Raw genomic sequence first — 18,741 nt, 5'->3', positions numbered from 1 at the left:
TAAAGGACCGCAAAGGTACGAAGCAGGCCGGTGGTATAGGACCCCCGGAATCCGGGAAGAAGGCGAACCCCTAGAAATTAGGCCCCTGCGGCTGCAGCAGACGCGCTATGAACTCGATCATGAGTCCGGGCTCGTAGGCAAGCGAGAGCGATACGTAGGCCACGAGTCCAAAGACGGCCCCCCACAGGTGAGCGTTGTGCCCGACGTTGCTGCCGCCCCGTTTGTCGGCATAGTGGGAGTAGGCGATGTACCCGATGCCGATGAATATGGCCGGCAGGGGCGGGAAGATGAACCAGGCCCACGGCATCCACATGATGTAGGGCCAGATCATGGCCGCCACGCCCCCCGAAGCGCCCAGGCTGGCGTAAGCCCGATTGTCCTGGTGCCGCAGGTAGTCCGGAACGCTCGCCGCTACTATCGCCAGACAGTAGAACAGCAGATAAGCCACCTTCCCGAAGGCCGGACCGAAGAGGTACAACTGAAAGATGTCCTCGGCGGCCTGCCCGAAAATGTACAGCGCCCACATATTGAACAGCAAGTGCTGAAAATCGGCGTGCACGAAGCCGTGGGTCAGAAACCGGTAGTATTCCCCGCGGTCCTTCACGGCGGTCGGAATGAACATCAGCCGACTCCGCAGCTCGGGATTGTTGAAGGCCTGCCAGGAGACGAAAACGGTGATGAGAATGATGATAACGGTCATAGCAACGGGTTGGCGCGGGGGAAGTATCTTGGCCGCGTACTTAAGCTAACTCAATGATCTACCCAGCGCAATTGTTGCCTTTCCTGCTTATTATCGGACTAGCCGCAAGCGGCTGCGTAGCCCAGAACGCCCAACAAACCCCTATGTCCCAGTCCACCGATCCCGGCATGGCCCATACCGTGTACTTCTGGCTCAACGACGGCCTTTCCGCCGCCGAGCTGCAGTCCTTCGAGCAGGGTGTCCGCGACCTCAAGAACGCCCCCACCGTCCGCCGCGTGTTTCTCGGCAAACCGGCTACGACGCCCTCCCGCGACGTGGTTGACAATTCCTTCGATTACTCCCTCGTCCTCTGGTTCGATGACGTCGCGGGCCACGATGCCTACCAGGTCTCGCCGACCCACCTCAAATTCGTCGAGGACCACGCCGCGAAGTTCCAGACCGTCAAGGTGTTCGACAACTTCGTCTTACCCTAGTTTCTCCCGCATTTTCAACAGCAGCGCGCGCTCGTCGGCGCTCAGTTTAGCGGCCAGTCGCGCCCCCCGCCACCGCCGAAAATCGTCGACCCGTTCCAGCGACCACCGCGTCAGCAGGGTGGAAACTACCAGATAAGCGGTCATCCAGAAGGGCAGGATAAAGAGTAAAGGCAGGTACAGCAGCGTGCCGATCGCTACCGCCGCGAAACGTACCGAGCTGTAAAATTCAATCGTTTTAGGTCCCCGCAGGGCGATCACCTCCGCCAGCGTCCAGAGCGGGAGTTGGGGCAGGAGTAGAATGACCGCCGGAGTAACGGCCCGGGGAAAACCAGGCTGCCCCGCTACCAGGTCGCGGTCCGCAATACCGTGTTGCGCCAGTCGGACGGCGTAGCGCAGGGAGCCATCCTCCCCGGAACAGCCGGCCACCGCCGCAAGCTCCCGCCCGACCCGGTCCGCTTCCCCGGCCCCCGCGTCTTTGTCGCGCAACACGCGTACGTGTGCCTCGTAGAGATGGTCCGTCACCCGGTCGGGAAACTGCACCACGTGGGCGGACAGCGCATCCGTCAGATCCTCGGTCAGCGCGCGGATGCCATTGGCCTCATTGCGCCGGTATTCGGCCAGGTAGCGACTGGCCAGGAGGGGTTCGCCGCAGCGGATGTACACCGACGACCGGACGCGGGCCGCGGCGGTGAAGTTGATCCCTACGGGGACGATGTACACATCCGGGATGGCGGCATCGGTGTCCAGGGCTCCCAGCGCGATCCGGGCGGTACCCTTGCGGAGGCCGCGCAGACGTTTCTCGTGAATACACCGCCCCTCCGCCATAATCATGAGGGCTTTGCGCTGCCCCAGTGCCGCGTAGCACTCCCGGAAGGTGGCGTAGTTCTCGGTCAGCCGGCCGTACCCACCGTCCTGGATCCGGTACACGGGAAGCATGTGCAGCCCGCGCAGCACGGCGGTCACGAAGCGGTTCGCGAACAGATCGCCCCGCGCCAGGAAGTGCAGCGAGCGGGACTGGAAGCAGGCCATGATACTAGGCTCCAGGAAGGCCGTCGGGTGGTTGGCCGCCAGGATCACCGGCGCGCCGGCGGGGATCCGGTCGAGCCCCGAGATATCGATTTCGCGGAAGTAATAAGCGAGCACGTGACGGGCAACCGGGCGTACCAGATAATACAGCATCAGGCTTCGTTGCGCCGCGCCGCCAGCAGGTACAGTACGGACATACGCACCGCCACCCCGTTCTCGACCTGTTGCAGAATGATGCTGTGGGGAGAATCCGCTACCTCGGTATCGATCTCCACCCCGCGGTTGATGGGACCGGGGTGCATGATGACGATCTGCTTATCCAGCCGGTCCATCCGGGCCCGGGTGATGCCGAAGTGGCGGTTGTACTCCCGCAGGCTGGGGATATATTTCGTGTCCTGCCGCTCCAGTTGAATGCGCAGCACGTTAGCCACGTCGCACCACTGCAAGCTGTCCTGGACATCATAACTCACCTCTACGCCGAGGCTCCCGATGTGCTTGGGAATCAGGGTGGGAGGGCCGCACACCCGCACCTTTGCGCCCAGCCGCTGCAGACAGAAGATATTCGACAGGGCCACGCGCGAGTGGGTGATGTCCCCGAAGATGCAGATTCTTTTACCCCGCAATTCTTCCCCCAGGGCATCCCGCATGGAGTAGGCGTCGAGCAGCGCCTGGGTCGGGTGTTCGTGGGTGCCGTCACCGGCGTTCACGATGCTGGCGCCGATCTTGCCGGCCAGGAAGTGGTGGGCACCGGGTGCGGGATGGCGCATGACGACCATGTCCACCTTCATCGCCAGGATGTTATTCACGGTGTCCAGGAGGGTTTCCCCCTTCTTGACCGAGGAACTGGAAGCGCTGAAGTTTACGGTATCCGCGCTAAGGCGCTTCTCCGCCAGCTCGAAACTGATGCGTGTCCGCGTGGAGTTTTCGAAGAATAGGTTGGCGATGGTAATGTCGCGCAGGCTCGGAACTTTTTTGATCGGCCGGTTGATGACGTCCTTGAACTCGCGGGCGGTGTCCAGAATAAGCTCCACGTCGGCCGCCGTGAGGTACTTGATGCCGAGAACGTGTTGGGTAGATAGTTGCTGAACGGAGGCCATCGCGGAGTTTAGGAGCCGGTGAGGATGATCTGATCGGTACCGTGGGTTTCGGCCCACTGCACGTCGACGTATTCATCGGTAAGGGTGTCGACGACGAGGCCGCGGTAATTCGCTTGTACGGGGAGGGTACGCCGGAAACGCCGGTCGACCATGACCAGCAACTCCACGGCGGCGGCCCGGCCGAAGTGATTGAGCGCCGTCATGGCACTCAGCACCGTCCGCCCGCTGAAGAGCACGTCGTCGACCAGGACTACGCGCTTGTTCTCCACCAGAAAATCGATCTCGGTGGGGTGGGCGGTCAGCGGACCGGCCTTGGTGCGAAAATCGTCGCGGTAGAAGGTGATGTCGAGCTTACCGTAGGGCAGGCTGGTGACGCCGAGCTCCGCCAGCCGGTGGTGCAGGCGCTCGGCCAGCTGCACGCCGCCGGTCTGGATGCCGATGAGGCAACTGTCCGAAAAGTCGCCGTGCTCCTCAATCAGGTGGCGGCACAGCCGCTCGATGGTCAGGCCGAAGCGGGCGCTGTTGTGTATGGTGCGGGTATCGGGCACGGGGCGAAGGTAGCGGTTTCGGTGAACGGATCGACGAATTAGCCGGCCAGATTTACGCGCGGCCGGGAAGACGGACGAACTACACCCTGGCCGGGTCGTTATCTTAATCGCTAAAGTAAATCTTCTCTACGCACATGCAGTACCGTCCCGGCAAGGAAAGCGATTTCGATCACCTGGAGACCTTCGTCTGGCAGGCCATCTTTCCGGCCTTCGACGTGCCGGGCTTGTCCGAGGACCAGCGCGCCGAAAACGATCAGCTGGTCGCCGAAGCCCGCAACGAGGCCATCGCTTCCCTCCACCGATCGGACCGCCTGGTACTGACGGCCTGGGACCACCGGCGTCGCAGCCTGGTCGGCTACCTGATTCTGTCGTGGGGCACCGGCAGCTACAGCGAGCTCGTACGCCTGATCGTCAAACGGGGTGCGTGGGGAGTGGGCGTGGGCCGCGAACTACTGATGAAGGGCCTGGAGCAGGTCAGTGAGCGGCAGTCGGTCGTGCTCGCCATCCGTCCGTACAACCAGCGCGCCATTGCCTTTTTCACCAAGCACGGCTTCGTCGATTCCGGGGAAGCCGCCGGAGACGCCCGCGGCACGGACCGTATCCTGATGATCCGGGAGGCCGGACTGGGCACGGGCGATGGGGCATCTGTAGCGGTCGAAGCCGATCCCCCGGAGGACGATTTTCCCACCGAGGCCGACGAACCCTACTTCGAGGCCCTGCCCGATTACCGCCTGGCCACCGAAGAACTGTCCGAACCCGTCTTCGACGCCGAGCATTCCTCGCTGGACCGGGAACAGTTTACGGAGCTCGAGGACTTCATCGCCCGCGCCAAGGCCCAAAAGGCCCGGCAGGCGGAAGGAACCCCGGAAAAAAAAACGACCGCCCGAACGGCTAGGCCGACCCCCACTACTCGCCATCCGGAGATCGAGCTGGAAATCGACTACGGCGAAGCTTCCGCGCCCCGGGAGAAAACCATCACGGAGCCTACCGGATTCAGCTTTGCTTTTGACCCGGAAAATGCCGCTCCCGCGTCCCCGCCAGACGAAGAACCGCCAACGACGGAGGGCGGCGGCGCGCAGGAGCCAACGGAGGAAACTCTGGAGCTGAAGGACATCCCCCCGGAGATCACCGTGGCCGAATTACGGGAGGAACTCGAGGATCGACTCGGCGATCGGCTGACGGCATTCTTCGGAGCCGATGCTCTTCCCGATTACCTAAATCTGTACCGCAACGACGACAATTTTCACCGGATCCGCGACGTGAGTCTTACCGCCTTGAGTACCTGGCTGAACGCTCATCCCCGCAATGCCCGCTCCGCCCGCCGTCGCCGCGGCGTGCTGGCCGACCTGACGGAGTATTTCATGGTGGAAACCGGGGCCGGGCTGCACGATAACCTCTTTCCCCAGCGGCTGCTCCGCTACCAAGGACGCGACTGGCGGGAGATCGACCTGTTCCGCCTCGTGATGGCCTACCTGGACCTGGACATCGATGCGGAATCCGTATACACCGACTTCGTCGCGATGCCCGCGCGCATCCTGAAGAACGCCACGGCGAGTTACCTCCGGGCGGGGCGGGACGAGCGGGTGTTCTTTATTTTTGATCAAAGTCTGTTCGGTAATGGTAAACAGGGCTTTGCGCTGACCGACAGCGCCCTGTACTGGAAGAACGTGCTCCAGCCCCCGGGGGCGGCCACCTACACCACCGTCCGGAGAGTAGACGTACACGGCGATCACCTGATGATCGACGGGCAGTACTTCGACGCGGGCCGCCGGCTCAACCTCCGCGTGGCCCTGTTGTTGGATAAACTGCGCGGGATGGACCTCTCGGATTGATTACCTTTGCGCGCCCAAACGAGCCGACATGCATTACCTGACCCGTCGTGAGACCTTTAATGCCGCCCACAAACTGGCCGTCAGTGAGTGGCCGGACGACAAGAACCGTGAGATCTTCGGAAAGTGTGCCAACCGCAACTGGCACGGGCACAACTACGATTTACGTGTAACCGTTAGCGGCACCCCGGACCCGATCACCGGCTTCGTACTGGACGCGAAAAAGCTCTCGCAGCTCATCAACCGGGAGATCGTCGACCACCTCGACCACGCCAACCTGAACATGGACATCGACTGGTTCGCCGACGGAAAGCAACCCACCACCGAAAATCTGACCAGTCAGATCTTTCAGCGGCTGGAGGCCGGCGTGACCGCCCTGGGTGCCACCCTGCACCGGGTCCGTCTCTACGAAACCGAAAACATTTACGCCGACTACTACGGTCCGGCCGGAATAAAATAATCTATGCAGCCCAATACTCTCCTTGACCAGCAAGCGGATACCACCACCGAATCCCTGAGCGACCACTACGCCGAAATCATCACCGGACTCGGCGAGGACGTTCAGCGCGACGGCCTGCTTAAGACCCCGGTCCGGGCCGCCAAGGCCATGCAGTTCTTCACCCAGGGCTACGGCATGGACGCGGAGAATATCCTGCGCTCCGCCATGTTCGCCGAGGACTACTCCGAGATGGTCATCGTGAAGGACATCGAGCTCTATTCCCTCTGCGAGCACCACCTGCTGCCCTTCTTCGGGAAGGCCCACGTGGCCTACATCCCCGACGGCTACATCGTGGGACTGAGCAAGATCCCCCGGGTGATCGAGGTCTTTTCGCGCCGCCTACAGGTACAGGAGAGACTGACCGACGAGATTTTGCAGTCCCTGCAGAAGACCCTCAATCCCCTCGGCGTGGCCGTGGTCATCGAAGCCCAGCACATGTGCATGATGATGCGGGGCGTGCAGAAGCAGAGCAGCGTCACCACGACCTCGGCCTTTACCGGTGCCTTCAAGTCGGAGCGTACCCGCAACGAGTTTCTGAAGCTCATCACGAGCAACCTACACTAGCCCCTGGCGCCTTCTTCCTTTCTGCGCATCACCGGCACGTCCTTGACGACCATCTGTAGGGTCAGGGGAAGCCGGCCCTCCAGCATATTCACCTTGCCGCGGCGCAGGCTCTCCACGACGTCAGGCGTGTAGTGCCGGATAGTGATGAGTTCGAGATCGCGGTCGACCGTGGTCTTGAAGTTCTCGTCGATCAGGGTGCAGAAGCGGGCTACCCGGTCGTCGATGTCGTTGACGACCACGTTAAAGCTGATGGCCGTATTCTGCATCATATTGACCTGCAGGCGGGTAGTGGTGATGTGCTCGAAGAGTTCTTTAATGTGGTGCTCGGCTACAAAGCTGAAATCGCGGGTGCTGATGTTGATCAGTGCCTGGTCGCGCTCCACGGCCACCATCGGCGGGTAGGCATCACCGGCATCGTCTGTGACCAGCGTGCCGCCGAGTTCGGGCTCGATGAAGGAACGCACGTACAGGGGGATGCTCTTGTTCTGCAGCGGCTTGATGGTCTTAGGGTGGATCACCTTGGCTCCGTAGTAGGTCATCTCGATGGCTTCCCGGTAGCTGAGGCGGTCAATCTTCGATACGTTCTCGAAGATGCGGGGGTCGGCGGTAAGTACGCCCGGTACGTCCTTCCAGATGCTCATGGCCTCGGCGTTGAGGCAGTAGCTGAAGATGGCGGCCGAGTAGTCGGAGCCCTCCCGCCCGAGAGTAGTGGTATAATTTTCGCTGGTGTTACCGATGAAGCCCTGGGTGAGCACGAAGTCGGTCTCGGCGAGGAGGGGGGGCAGCAGGCGCTCGGCGCGCTCCTCTGTTTCCGGCCACTTGACCCATCCCTCACGGTAGGTATTGTCGGTTTGAATCACGTCCCGGGCATCGAGCCAGCTGGTGGGTAGCCCCACGGCATTTAGGTGGGCGGCTACGATGTGGCTGCTGATCAGCTCGCCGAGACTCACGATCTGGTCGTAGTCGAAGTCGTACTCTTCGTTGGGGGTTTCGTCCAGTGCCCATTCGACGGAGACGAAGAGGTCGTTGATGGAAGCGGTAAGCGATTCGGGCACCTCGGTGAAGAGATCGCCGATGATGGTGGTAGCGGAGGCGTGAATCGCGCGCAACTTCTGCCGCGCCTCTTCCGGATTGCCGTGCCAGTACGCGTGGGCGACCTCCTCCAGCGCATTCGTGGTTTTGCCCATCGCCGAAACCACGATTACCAGCGACTGGCCGGCAAAGGATTGCATGATCTTTCCGACGTGGCGGATCGCATCGGCGTCCTTCAGCGATGCACCACCAAACTTGAATACATTTACCTTCTTCTGCATAGTCGCGCAAAGGTAACTTTACTGACTTTTTATCGGTAATCCAATCCCCCGTTTTATGCCCGCCGTTCGTCAATCCTTCCTTGCCGCCGCCGTACACTTCCTTCAGTGGAACCGGGACAGGATCGCCATCTGCCTGCAGGAACTGACGGAGGAGGAAGTCTGGCTGCGCCCCAACGAGCAGTCCAACAGCGTAGGAAACCAATTGCTTCACCTCAACGGCAACATCCGGCAGTGGATCCTTACCGGACTGGGGGGCAAATACGATGACCGCATCCGGGACGCGGAGTTTTCGGCCACGGAGGGGAAGAGTAAGGAGGAGTTGTATAGCGCGCTGAACGCGACCATAGCCGAGGCCATTGGGGTCGTGCAAACTCTGGACGAGGCTACCCTGACGACGGTGCGGCCGGTACAGGCCTTCGTTCACGACGGAACCTTCATCGTTCTGCACGTCGTCGAACACCTGAGCTACCATACCGGACAGATCGTTTTCTGGACCAAGCAACTTCGCAACAAGGACCTCGACCTCTACGGCGGAGTAAATTTGAATCAAACGAACTAGCCCGACCATTCAGCGAATTTTCGCTACCAATCTTTGGAGTGCCCGGCGCGACCGGTTACCTTTGGCCGTATGGTACAGTCGATCGTATTTGCGGTGGTGGCCCTGCTGGCACTGGGTTTTGCCTATTTTCAGTTCAGCAAGGTCCGGGCCAATATCCTGCTGGGGAAGGATGAAGAAGTGAAGGGACCGGTGGCCGAACGGGCCAAAAACACCCTGCTCGTGGCCTTCGGACAGAAGAAAATGTTCAAGCGCATCGTGCCCGCCGTCCTGCACTTGATGCTTTACGTTGCCTTCGTCTTCACTCAGATCGAGCTCATCGAGATCTTCATCGACGGTATCTTCGGCGTCCACCGCTGGTTCCTCGGTCCGCTGGGCGGCATGTACAACTTCGTGATCAGCACGATTGAGGTGCTCAGCATTCTGGCCTTCGTGGCTACCGTCATTTTTCTGATCCGGCGCAACGTGCTCTTCATTCCCCGCTTCCACAAGCCCGAGATGCAGGGGTGGCCGAAACTCGACGCCAACCTTATTCTGGTATTCGAATTGATCCTGCTGGCGTGCATTTTCACCATGAACGGCACCGACGTCGTCCTCCAGGATCAGGACCCGGATCACTACCGGGCGACGAACTTCGCCGTCAGCGGCCTGCTGGGTCCCGTCGTCTTCGGCGGCATGGATGCCTCTACGCTCTACGTACTCGAGCGGGTGGGCTGGTGGGGCCACATTCTGATGGTCTTCGTGTTTCTGAATTACCTGCCGAAGTCGAAGCACCTGCACATCCTGCTGGCCTTCCCCAATACCTACTTCGCCCGACTCAAACCGAAGGGTCAGATGCTCAATATGCCGGAGGTGATGAACGAGGTAAAATCCATGATGGGCCTCGGCGACCCCAACGCGCCGGAACCCGACATGACGGCGGAACTCCCCGAATTCGGAGCCGACGACGTCACCGAAATGAGCTGGATCGACGTACTCGGCGCTTATTCCTGCACCGAATGCGGCCGTTGCACCGCCGTGTGTCCCGCCAACATCACCGGCAAGAAGCTTAGTCCCCGTAAGATCGTAATGAACGTGCGCGACCGAGCGGAGGAGATCGGGGATAAGATCCGCTCCGGCAACACCGAGTTCGCCGAGCGGGCCGACGAGCCCCTGAGCCGAACCAACTTCCAGGACGGCCGCAACCTCTGGGACTATATCACCCGCGAGGAAATTCATGCTTGCACGACCTGTAACGCCTGCGTGGAAGCCTGTCCGGTACTGATCAACCCCCTGGAAATGATCAACAAAATGCGCCGCCACGAGATCCTTACCGAAGCGGCCGGCCCGGCGGACTGGCGCCCCCTCTTCAATAGCATCGAAAATCAGCAACGCGCGTGGAGCGTCGGAACCTCCCGCACCGAGTGGGTAAAGGGATGATCTGCATATTTCAATCTCTTCTGCTTCCCCTAACCCCCCAAATCCTTCCTGACCTATGACCGTAAAGACCATGGCCGAATTTGCCGGCGAAGACAAGGCCCCGGAGATCCTCTTCTGGGTAGGTTGTGCCGGATCGTTCGATGACCGGGCCCAGAAGGTGACGCGCGCCTTCGCCGAGATCCTCAACGCGGCGGGGATCGAGTTCGCCATCCTGGGCGATGAGGAAGCCTGCACCGGCGATCCCGCGCGGCGCGCCGGCAACGAATTCCTGTACCAGATGGTGGCCCTCCAGAATATTGAGACGCTGAATATGTACGGGGTAAAGAAGATGGTCACGGCCTGTCCGCACTGCTTCAATACCATCAAGAATGAGTATCCCGCCCTCGGGGGGCACTACGACATCGTGCACCACACCCAGTTGCTGCAGCAATTGATCGACGATGGCCGCATCAAGCTAACGGATACGACCACCTTTAAGGGGAAGCGCATTACCTACCACGACAGTTGTTACCTGGGTCGGGCAAACGGCATCTACGAGGCGCCCCGCGAGGTGCTCCGCTCACTGGACGGCCAGCTCGTGGAGATGAAGCGCAGCCGCCAGAACGGACTCTGCTGCGGTGCCGGCGGTGCCCAAATGTGGAAGGAAGATGAACCCGGGGATAAGCGCGTCAACGTAGAGCGGACCGACGAGGCACTCAGCTTGCAGGCGGACGTGATCGCCGTCAATTGCCCCTTCTGCCTCACTATGATGACCGACGGCGTGGCGGCCCGCGAAAAGCAGGGCGAGGTGATGGTCTACGACCTGAGCGAACTCATCGTGAGCGGCCTGCGCACCGCTACCGGAGAATAAGCACCTCTCCGGTTCGGGTAATAAGCTCGCCGCTGATCAACCGAAGAGTAATGGTATACAGGTAAACGCCCGCTCCCGCGTTCCCGCCGTCCCAGTGATTTTGTTCTTCACCGGCGTAGCTCCACACTTCCGTCCCCCAGCGGTCGTACACCCGCCAGTCCGCGATGGCGGACACCTCCCCGCCGAAGCCGGGAACCCACCGGTCGTTGGTCCCGTCCCCGTTCGGACTGAAGGCCGTGGGAATGAACGAGCGGGGCGTCGAATCATCTACCCGCACGTACAGGCTATCGGAAGCCACACACCCCGCCGCTGAGGTAAGCGTGAGCGAAATCAGCGTATCGTATGGCAGCAGTATACCGTTCACCGCGCAGGATGGACAATCGCCGTAGGTGGCCGGTGACCACCGATAAGATTCCCCCGCGGCGTTGGGAGATGTCATGATCGTATAGCCGATCCGATCTCCCAGTCGGACGACGGACGGGCCCACGATACCCACCGTAAAGGGCGGAGGATCCGGAAGTCGAACCTCCCGGTACACCTCGCAACCCGTGTCGCTGCGCAGGATGAATGGATATACCCCCGCCGGAAGCCCGTCCCGTCGGTCGGCGGTGAAAACCGTATCGGCGAGCAGGCGCAACGATCCGCTTCCCACGGGCGAGAGTACGATGGCACCGTCCGTACCTCCGGGACAGCTCGGTGGCTCCACCGCGACCGTGGCGACTACGTTAGTTGTCGCGCTTACGGTGACGGGCAGTACGAAGGGACTGCAGCCGGCCCGATCGGTAACCGTAACGGTATAGGTGCCGGCGGCCAGCAGGGGAGAGCTGCCCTCGATCCGGGCTTGCGACCAGCGATAGGTATAGGGAGGTACGCCGCCGGTCGGTCCGATCGTGACGCGGGCGCTGTCCTGTCCGCAGGAGCGATCTTGCTGGTAAGTGGCGGCGGGGCCGGCCGAATGCAATACCTCGGTGATCGCTACCGAATCGCAGTTCGATCCCCGTCCCGGGATGGTATCGACGAAAATTCCGGGCCGATCGATCCACCGACCGGCCACGAAGACTGAATCCCCGTCACAGATAGCCCGACTGGAGAAGGCAGTCGTACGACAGCTTTCACAGGGAACGTCGCAGTCGTCGAAGGTCACGATCGACGGCTCTCCTACGGTCGCGGACATTTCTTCCCAAGGAGCGGTGAACTCGTCGGCGCTAAGTATAACATCCGTCCAGATGGCGGGAAGGACACTGGGCGACGCGGTTAGCGGACCGTACTGCAGACACGCATTATTGGAATTCCCGCTCTCATTTAGCCGTAGCAAAAGACCCTCGTGGGGTCGGCTGCCGGAAAAACTGTAGGTGGCGCTCAGGAAAATGGCCCCGGCCCGATTAACCGCCAGCTGCTGACTCGCCCGCTGGTATACTTGCGCACGACCCGGCAGAACGTAACGGTTTGTCCACCGGACGATACCCTCGCGGGTGAGGCGGAGGAGAAATACGTCCCGTTCGCCGTCGAGGCTGAAGCCGTGGATCAGTAGGTCGCCGTCCTGAACCACCATTTCCACCCCCGCTTCGCCCGTAAACTCATTGATGTCCAGCCGGCGGGTCCAGCGCGGCTCCCCGTCCAGGGTAAAGGTCGAGAGAATGACGGAAGTGTTGCGTGCTCCGGTGATCACGCCGATATCACCCCACTGAAGTAGGTACACGGTGCGGTCGACCACCTCGACGTCAAATCCGAAAAGTCGAGCATTTTCCGCTCGGGATACCGGTCCTGATTTGGCCCACAGGGTATTGCCCTGCGTATCGGTACGAAGTAAGAGGGCCCGGGTGGAGCCGGCACCGCTGCCCTGCGAAAGGTTCCCGGCAATCAGGTATCCACCATCTGGATGGGGTAGGAGATCGAGGGCATTCTCCTCCCCGTCGAGATCCAGCAGTGTGCCGGGGGCGGTGGGCCTGCCGCTGCCGCGATCTACCCGTTGCACCAGCAGGCGGGAAAAGAGGGGAGACGGAAGATCCAGTATGGCGCCGGTGAGGAGATAATCGTTTCGGTCGCCTTCCCGGATGCCCGTCAGTTCGCTCTCCACGCTAGGGCGAATCAGGTAATGCAATTCATCCTGCAGGGGATCGTACCGGAACAGGAAGCCCCGCTGGCGGTTGGCGTTGAAGGTATTGCCGACACCGGCAATCATGCCTTCCCCGTCGATCAGTACCGAATTCAGGGTCGTTAGTTCGCTTCCTTCGCTCCCGGTCACGAAGCCACGCCGCCACCGGACCTGCCCCTCCGCGCCGATGCGGGACAGGAAGACCTCGCCGTCCGCCATCCCCCCGATCAGCAGGTCGGAAGCACTCCCCCGGTAGGGGAGAATTACGGTGAGCCGAACGTTCTTGCCCGTCGTGTCCTGGTATAACTGGGCGAAGGTCGGGCCCGTACATCCGTTATCCTGGGCGACGAGCACGACGCACGGACTTAGGATAAAAAGGAGGAGGCCAAACAGGAGGAACGGGCGCACCCGAACAAGTTAGCATCTCGGGGGAAATGAAAAAACCGGCGACGAACACTTGGTCCGCCGCCGGTCGATCTCTTTCCCTGTCTTCTAGAACAGGATCTTCTCGCCGCGCTTACGCTCGGCCTCACGCAGGAGGGTCTTCCGGAGGCGAAGGCTTTCGGGGGTTACCTCGACGTACTCGTCGGCCTGGATATACTCCAGTGCTTCCTCGAGGGAGAACTTGCGGGGAGGCACCAGACGGGCCTTATCGTCGTTGCCGGAAGAGCGCATGTTGGTGAGCTTCTTCGTCTTCGTCACGTTGATCACCAGGTCAACGGCGCGGCTGTTCTCGCCGATAACCTGACCTTCGTAGATCTCTTCGTTCGCGTCGATAAAGAAGCGGCCGCGGTCCTGCAGGTTGTTGATGGAGTAGGGGATGGCCTTGCCGTTCTCCATGGAGATCAGCGATCCGTTGAGACGACCGGGGATCTCCCCCTTGTGGGGCTGGAACTCCTTAAAGCGGTGCGTCATGATGGCCTCGCCCTGGGTAGCGGTGAGCATATTGGAACGCAATCCGATGATGCCCCGGCTGGGGATCTCGAATTCAAGCACCACGCGTTCTCCCTTAGGAGTCATGCTCAGCATCATGCCTTTCCGCTGGGTGATCATATTGATGGCGGTGCCGGACAGTTCTTCCGGCAGGTCGACCGTCAGTTCTTCCACCGGTTCCTGCTTCACGCCGTCGATTTCCTTGACGATTACCTGGGGCTGACCGATTTGCAGTTCGTAACCCTCGCGACGCATGGTTTCGATGAGCACCGAAAGGTGCATGACGCCCCGGCCGAACACGCGGAACTTATCGGCGCTGTCCGTCTCCTCCACCCGCAGTGCCAGGTTCCGCTCAAGTTCGGCGGTCAGGCGATCCTTGATGTGGCGGCTGGTGACGTACTTGCCCTCCTTACCGAAGAAGGGGCTGTCGTTGATGGTGAACACCATGCTCAGCGTCGGCTCGTCGATGTCGATCGTCGGCAGGGCTTCGGGGTTCTCGCCGTCGGCGATGGTATCCCCAATCTCGAATCCTTCCACGCCGAACACGGCACAGATGTCGCCGGCCTGTACTTCCTCGACCTCCACGCGGCCGAAGCCTTCGTAAACGTAAAGGTTGCGGGCACGCGCCCTGGTTTGTTCTCCCTCGCGGTTGATCAGCGTCAGGGGCTGGTTGGCGCGCAGTGTGCCCCGGCTGAGTTTACCGATGGCCATCCGGCCGATGTACTTGCTGAACTCGATGCTGGTGACCAGCATCTGGGTATTTCCCTCCTTGATGCGCGGTTCGGGGACGTGCTCCAGGATCGCGTCGAGCAGGGGCAGGATGTTGTCGGTTTCCTCGCGCCAGTCGGTGCTCATCCAGCCGTTCTTGGCCGAACCGTAGATGGTGGGGAAGTCGAGCTGCTCCTCGGTGGCATCGAGGCTGAACATCAGATCGAAGACCATTTCGTGCACCTCGTCGGGGGTACAGTTGGGCTTGTCCACCTTGTTGACGACGACCAGCGGGTTGAGGCCGAGCTTCAGGGCCTTATCCATCACGAAGCGGGTCTGGGGCATCGGGCCCTCGAAGGCGTCGACCAGCAGGAGTACGCCGTCGGCCATGTTGAGTACGCGTTCTACCTCACCACCGAAGTCGGCGTGACCGGGGGTGTCGATGATGTTGATCTTCGTGCCCTTGTAGTTAATGGACACGTTCTTGGCCAGGATGGTGATGCCGCGCTCGCGTTCCTGGTCGTTGCTGTCCATGATGAGCTCGCCGGGGCGCTCGTGATCGCCGAATAACTGGCCGGCCAGCAGCATTTTATCCACCAGTGTGGTTTTGCCGTGGTCGACGTGAGCGATGATGGCGATGTTCCGAATTGACTGCATACCTAAGGATTTTCCGCGGGGGCCGCGTTTAAGCGCGCAAAGGTACGGGTTTCTGGATGGATAGGCTCCGTTATTTTGTTAAGGGAAAGTTTTCGTCCGGCGGCGGCGCGCAGGAGCCAGGCAATTACGGTATCCAACGGGGCTTGGTAGGGAGTGACTTTGGTTCCCGGGAGCGGCGAATCACTGACCGGCGCCCGGGAATCCTTGCCGGATATATTAAGAAGTTTATATTGCGTTGTGTCGCGGTCGCACCCACATCGACATGGCTGAACTGAACGGGCATTCCCGACACAGAAAGGGCGAAGCCGTAGGGCTTTGTAAACATCTATATTCGATTATAAACGGTTAAGTTGCGACTATTGGAGAATGTTTTCCGTGTATTGGCGGTAAATATTCTCCATGACCCCCATTCTTATCCAGAAAGTCACTGGACGTACCACGACCCGGTACGTGTTTTGTCCTCAGGAATACCTGCCGCACTTTACCTCTCGTTGCCGGGGGGTGCCGGACATCCGCTACCACGGCGAGGAAAAATACTGGTCCGCCCCGGCGGTGCCTGAGACCTTGGTTGCCTTATCCGCCAGCTTTGGCCGGCGGTCCCTGCAGTGGACCTATGATCTTATTTCAACGGAAAGGCGCGCGCGGGGCTTTGGTGGCTCTGTCCCGAACGAGCCGGCTTCGGACCCGCTTCCTGATTACTGGGCGGACAAGCTCATCCTCGTCGAACAGGAGCTGCGCGTGCTGCGCTATAGTTGGCGAACGGTGAAGAGCTACGTTTCCCACCTGCGCTCCTTCTTCTCCGCTCACCGTGATCAGGAGGTGGATGCTATCGACACGGAAATCGTCAAGCAGTACATTCTTGATCGGACTGAACGGAGGCAATGGTCAGCGGCGACGCAGCACCAGTTGCTCAACGCGCTGAAGTTCTGGATGGAACACGTGGAGAAGCGCGACAAGACCTTCATCGAGTTACGTCCGCGCTCACCCAAAAAATTACCACAGGTGCTGAGTGTACAGGAGGTGAAGCGGCTGTTCGAGGCCGTCGATAATCTCAAGCACCGGTGCATCCTTAAACTCCTCTACGGCGGCGGGCTCCGGCTCGGGGAAGTGTGTCAGTTGCGCGTTGGCGACATTTTGGTTGATCGCCTGCAAATATTCATTCACTCAGGAAAGGGAAAAAAGGACCGATACACTACGCTCCCGCGGGCGCTGCTTACGGAGCTTGACGACTACCGCAGGCAGTACCGTCCGGATCATTGGTTGTTCGAAGGGCAGAGTGGCGGACAGTATTCCCGGCGAAGCGTACAGGCGATCCTGAAACGGGCGGTTCAGCAGAGCGGGATCAATCCGCACGCCACCGTCCATACGCTGCGTCACAGTTACGCGACTCACTTACTGGAGCGGGGCGTGAGTTTGCGCCACATCCAGGAACTGCTGGGTCACGCGAGCAGTAGGACGACGGAAGTGTATACCCATGTTTCGAGCAAGGAGAAGCGACGAATCATTAGTCCGCTCGATGATCTGTAGGGAGGGTAGGGGATTTGCTTGGTCATTTGAGACCCTGACCGAAATTGATAATGGACAGATTCGGCAGTGCCCCCTCCGCAATATGCCTTCCGTGCCGAAACCCTGACTGAATGTGTTCCACGATAGGAGTCAATAATAGACGATCATCCACAAGCCCTGGGAAACGAGGAATGTCATTTATTGGCCCTCCGTGTGAACGCCACCGAGAAGTTACCAGCGGACGATGGCTTATAGCGTGTCTGAAAATTTTAGGGACTCAAATTAGCGATCGACGATAGAACCAACTGTATGTTGGCTACGAGAACATAGCCAGCGGAATTTTCTACCGTCCCCTCGTAATCCTTGACGACTCCGCGGTACCAACTCAACCAGGCGAAGGTCCTTTTGACTACCCAACGCTGGGCTTCTATTAGCCTTCCGTGTGAACGCCAACGAGAAGCAACCAGCGGACGATGGCTTATAGCGTGTCTAAAAATTTTAGGGACTCAAATTAGCGATCGACGATAGAACCAACTGTATGTTGGCTACGAGAACATAGCCAGCGGAATTTTCTACCGTCCGCTCGTAATCCTTGACTACTCCACGGTACCAATTCAACCAGGCGAAGGTCCTTTTGACTACCCAACGCTGGGCTTCGACTACAGAACCCCGCTGGGCAGGATCACGTACCGGACACTAAAAAAAACTCGGTTTACGCGAGTCATGGTTTGGGCAAACTGCCCGGCATAGGCACTATCGGCCAGTAGCTTGCATGCGCGCAGCAATGTCCGTTAAAGTCCGGGTAGATTAAGTCCAGCCCCGCCACCCCATCATGCACATTGGCGGCATGTACCTCGACGCGCCTGATCCTGCCCCGGGTGTCGGTCAGGATGCTCCGCTTACGTCCGTTGATCCATTTGCCTCCATCGGTGCCCCGGTCTTGACCGATCCGGGGTAGCAGTCGAGCACTCTGTGCATCAACCAGTAACAGGCTGGGAGTGGTCTGCCGCTCCGGCAAAAGGTCACGTTCGCGTCGGTTGACCGCATCGTTAAGCGTTTCCAGAGTATGGTCGCGCGACCACTTGCTAAAGTAGTAGTGGACAACCTTCCAGGGGGGAAACTGACGGTCCAGGTTGCGCCACTGGCACCCGGTCCGCGTTAGCCAGAGAATGGCATCGAAGACCGCCCGTAAGTCGTGCTTGCGTCTGCTAGAAATAGGTAGCTAGACTTTAACTTCATCTGACTGGCTGTCGGTCAACCGAGCTTCCTGCTGGGTCATGTTCTGTATAGTTTGGCGACTTACAAAACAAGACTGACAGCCTTTCATCCCATCACATAAAGAGGATCATAATTTTTGACAAGCTCTTAATGACCTACGGGGAGAGGGTAGAGCCTTCTCGCTCTTATCGGGTCCTTTTTAAACCAGGTCCCGGACAGTAATTAGCGCTCACTTATTAAGAAAGACAAACCGATCGAAAAGTTAACTGGAAGATGCGCATCAACCCCTCGCTGAGTGTAGTGAAGATTTTTATGTTCCAAGACTGCGGGGGAAATTTCAAATCTCAAATGACTGGAAAGCGACTGGATGGCTGACTATATGCGTGGTAACTACATGTTAAACGCGCAATCACGTCAATTGTATGTTTTCCGCATGCCTTCGGTAGGTCACCACTGGATCTGCGGGCTGGCAAGAGATTAGATGCGCAATCACGTCAATTACGGTGTTCCCGTCAATTGGTCCTGGCGATACGTCACGCTACTTCGGATAGATAACACGAAGGATGATCAATCACGTCAATAATTTCACAGCCATTGTGGTTGGAAGTGCAATGCGGGGAGGGTGATGCTGGGCGCAAGCTTCACCAGATCAGAATAGTAGGCTATGCTGGTTAGGTTTCCTTAAGCAATGCAAGCGAGTCTTATTTCCTCCCGATCCGTGAAGTTGTAGTGCTAGTGAATGGTCCTTGG

16 protein-coding genes are annotated in these 18,741 nt (G+C 59.6%); 8 read left to right on the top strand and 8 right to left on the bottom strand.

All coding sequences use genetic code 11. The features are described from left to right. Positions 1–70: 70 nt before the first annotated feature. On the bottom strand, positions 71–700 hold the full coding sequence (locus tag NMA52_RS16450; protein WP_254828800.1) for a rhomboid family intramembrane serine protease: 630 nt from the start codon (positions 698–700) through the stop codon (positions 71–73). Positions 701–843: 143 nt separating this feature from the next. On the opposite strand from NMA52_RS16450, the gene NMA52_RS16445 reads away from it, so the two are divergent. Beyond that, entirely contained in the window at positions 844–1,173 is a 330-nt protein-coding gene (locus NMA52_RS16445; RefSeq protein ID WP_254828799.1) for a Dabb family protein, read from the top strand. Here NMA52_RS16445 and NMA52_RS16440 read toward each other — a convergent pair. From NMA52_RS16440 to pyrR, 3 genes are read right to left on the bottom strand one after another with little or no spacing between them, the layout of a single operon-like run. After that, entirely contained in the window at positions 1,165–2,352 is a 1,188-nt protein-coding gene (locus NMA52_RS16440; RefSeq protein WP_254828798.1) for a 1-acyl-sn-glycerol-3-phosphate acyltransferase, read from the bottom strand. The genes NMA52_RS16445 and NMA52_RS16440 overlap by 9 nt on opposite strands. Further along, on the bottom strand, positions 2,352–3,296 hold the full coding sequence (locus tag NMA52_RS16435; RefSeq protein ID WP_254828797.1) for an aspartate carbamoyltransferase catalytic subunit: 945 nt from the start codon (positions 3,294–3,296) through the stop codon (positions 2,352–2,354). Before NMA52_RS16435 ends, NMA52_RS16440 begins: the two co-directional genes overlap by 1 nt. 8 nt (positions 3,297–3,304) lie before the next feature. After that, positions 3,305–3,844, bottom strand: coding sequence for a bifunctional pyr operon transcriptional regulator/uracil phosphoribosyltransferase PyrR (gene pyrR, locus NMA52_RS16430; protein ID WP_254828796.1), 540 nt, complete (start codon positions 3,842–3,844; stop codon positions 3,305–3,307). Positions 3,845–3,978: 134 nt separating this feature from the next. On the opposite strand from pyrR, the gene NMA52_RS16425 reads away from it, so the two are divergent. From NMA52_RS16425 to folE, 3 genes are read left to right on the top strand one after another with little or no spacing between them, the layout of a single operon-like run. Continuing rightward, entirely contained in the window at positions 3,979–5,676 is a 1,698-nt protein-coding gene (locus tag NMA52_RS16425; protein ID WP_254828795.1) for a GNAT family N-acetyltransferase, read from the top strand. Positions 5,677–5,704: 28 nt separating this feature from the next. Then, positions 5,705–6,133, top strand: a complete 429-nt coding sequence (locus NMA52_RS16420; protein WP_254828794.1) for a 6-carboxytetrahydropterin synthase — start codon at positions 5,705–5,707, stop codon at positions 6,131–6,133. Positions 6,134–6,136: 3 nt separating this feature from the next. After that, on the top strand, positions 6,137–6,736 hold the full coding sequence (gene folE, locus NMA52_RS16415; RefSeq protein WP_254828793.1) for a GTP cyclohydrolase I FolE: 600 nt from the start codon (positions 6,137–6,139) through the stop codon (positions 6,734–6,736). Here folE and NMA52_RS16410 read toward each other — a convergent pair. Beyond that, positions 6,733–8,049 (bottom strand): aspartate kinase, encoded by a 1,317-nt coding sequence (locus NMA52_RS16410; RefSeq protein ID WP_254828792.1) that lies wholly within the window; start codon positions 8,047–8,049, stop codon positions 6,733–6,735. The genes folE and NMA52_RS16410 overlap by 4 nt on opposite strands. 55 nt (positions 8,050–8,104) lie before the next feature. Here NMA52_RS16410 and NMA52_RS16405 point away from each other — a divergent pair, with 55 nt between their 5' ends. From NMA52_RS16405 to NMA52_RS16395, 3 genes are all read left to right on the top strand, one after another. Beyond that, positions 8,105–8,608 carry a DinB family protein gene (locus NMA52_RS16405; protein ID WP_254828791.1) on the top strand — a complete coding sequence of 168 codons (504 nt, stop codon included), beginning with the start codon at positions 8,105–8,107 and terminating at the stop codon, positions 8,606–8,608. Positions 8,609–8,677: 69 nt separating this feature from the next. Beyond that, entirely contained in the window at positions 8,678–10,024 is a 1,347-nt protein-coding gene (locus NMA52_RS16400) for a (Fe-S)-binding protein (protein ID WP_254828790.1), read from the top strand. Positions 10,025–10,079: 55 nt separating this feature from the next. Then, on the top strand, positions 10,080–10,874 hold the full coding sequence (locus NMA52_RS16395) for a (Fe-S)-binding protein (protein WP_254828789.1): 795 nt from the start codon (positions 10,080–10,082) through the stop codon (positions 10,872–10,874). On the opposite strand, the gene NMA52_RS19250 is transcribed toward NMA52_RS16395, so the two are convergent. Continuing rightward, the gene (locus NMA52_RS19250; RefSeq protein ID WP_254828788.1) at positions 10,861–13,377 is read right to left on the bottom strand and encodes a gliding motility-associated C-terminal domain-containing protein; all 2,517 of its coding nucleotides are present in this window, start codon (positions 13,375–13,377) and stop codon (positions 10,861–10,863) included. The genes NMA52_RS16395 and NMA52_RS19250 overlap by 14 nt on opposite strands. An 84-nt stretch (positions 13,378–13,461) precedes the next feature. Then, entirely contained in the window at positions 13,462–15,267 is a 1,806-nt protein-coding gene (typA, locus tag NMA52_RS16385) for a translational GTPase TypA (protein WP_254828787.1), read from the bottom strand. Positions 15,268–15,666: 399 nt separating this feature from the next. On the opposite strand from typA, the gene NMA52_RS16380 reads away from it, so the two are divergent. Further along, positions 15,667–16,794, top strand: a complete 1,128-nt coding sequence (locus NMA52_RS16380) for a tyrosine-type recombinase/integrase (RefSeq protein WP_254828786.1) — start codon at positions 15,667–15,669, stop codon at positions 16,792–16,794. A gap of 700 nt (positions 16,795–17,494) precedes the next feature. Here the strand turns inward: NMA52_RS16380 and NMA52_RS19245 are convergent. Next, on the bottom strand, positions 17,495–17,989 hold the full coding sequence (locus NMA52_RS19245) for a transposase (RefSeq protein WP_371930984.1): 495 nt from the start codon (positions 17,987–17,989) through the stop codon (positions 17,495–17,497). Between the last annotated feature and the right edge of the window lie 752 nt (positions 17,990–18,741).

It is taken from the genome of Lewinella sp. JB7, from assembly GCF_024297185.1.
Lineage (GTDB): Bacteria > Bacteroidota > Bacteroidia > Chitinophagales > Saprospiraceae > Neolewinella.
This window is presented reverse-complemented; position numbering and strand designations above follow the sequence as displayed.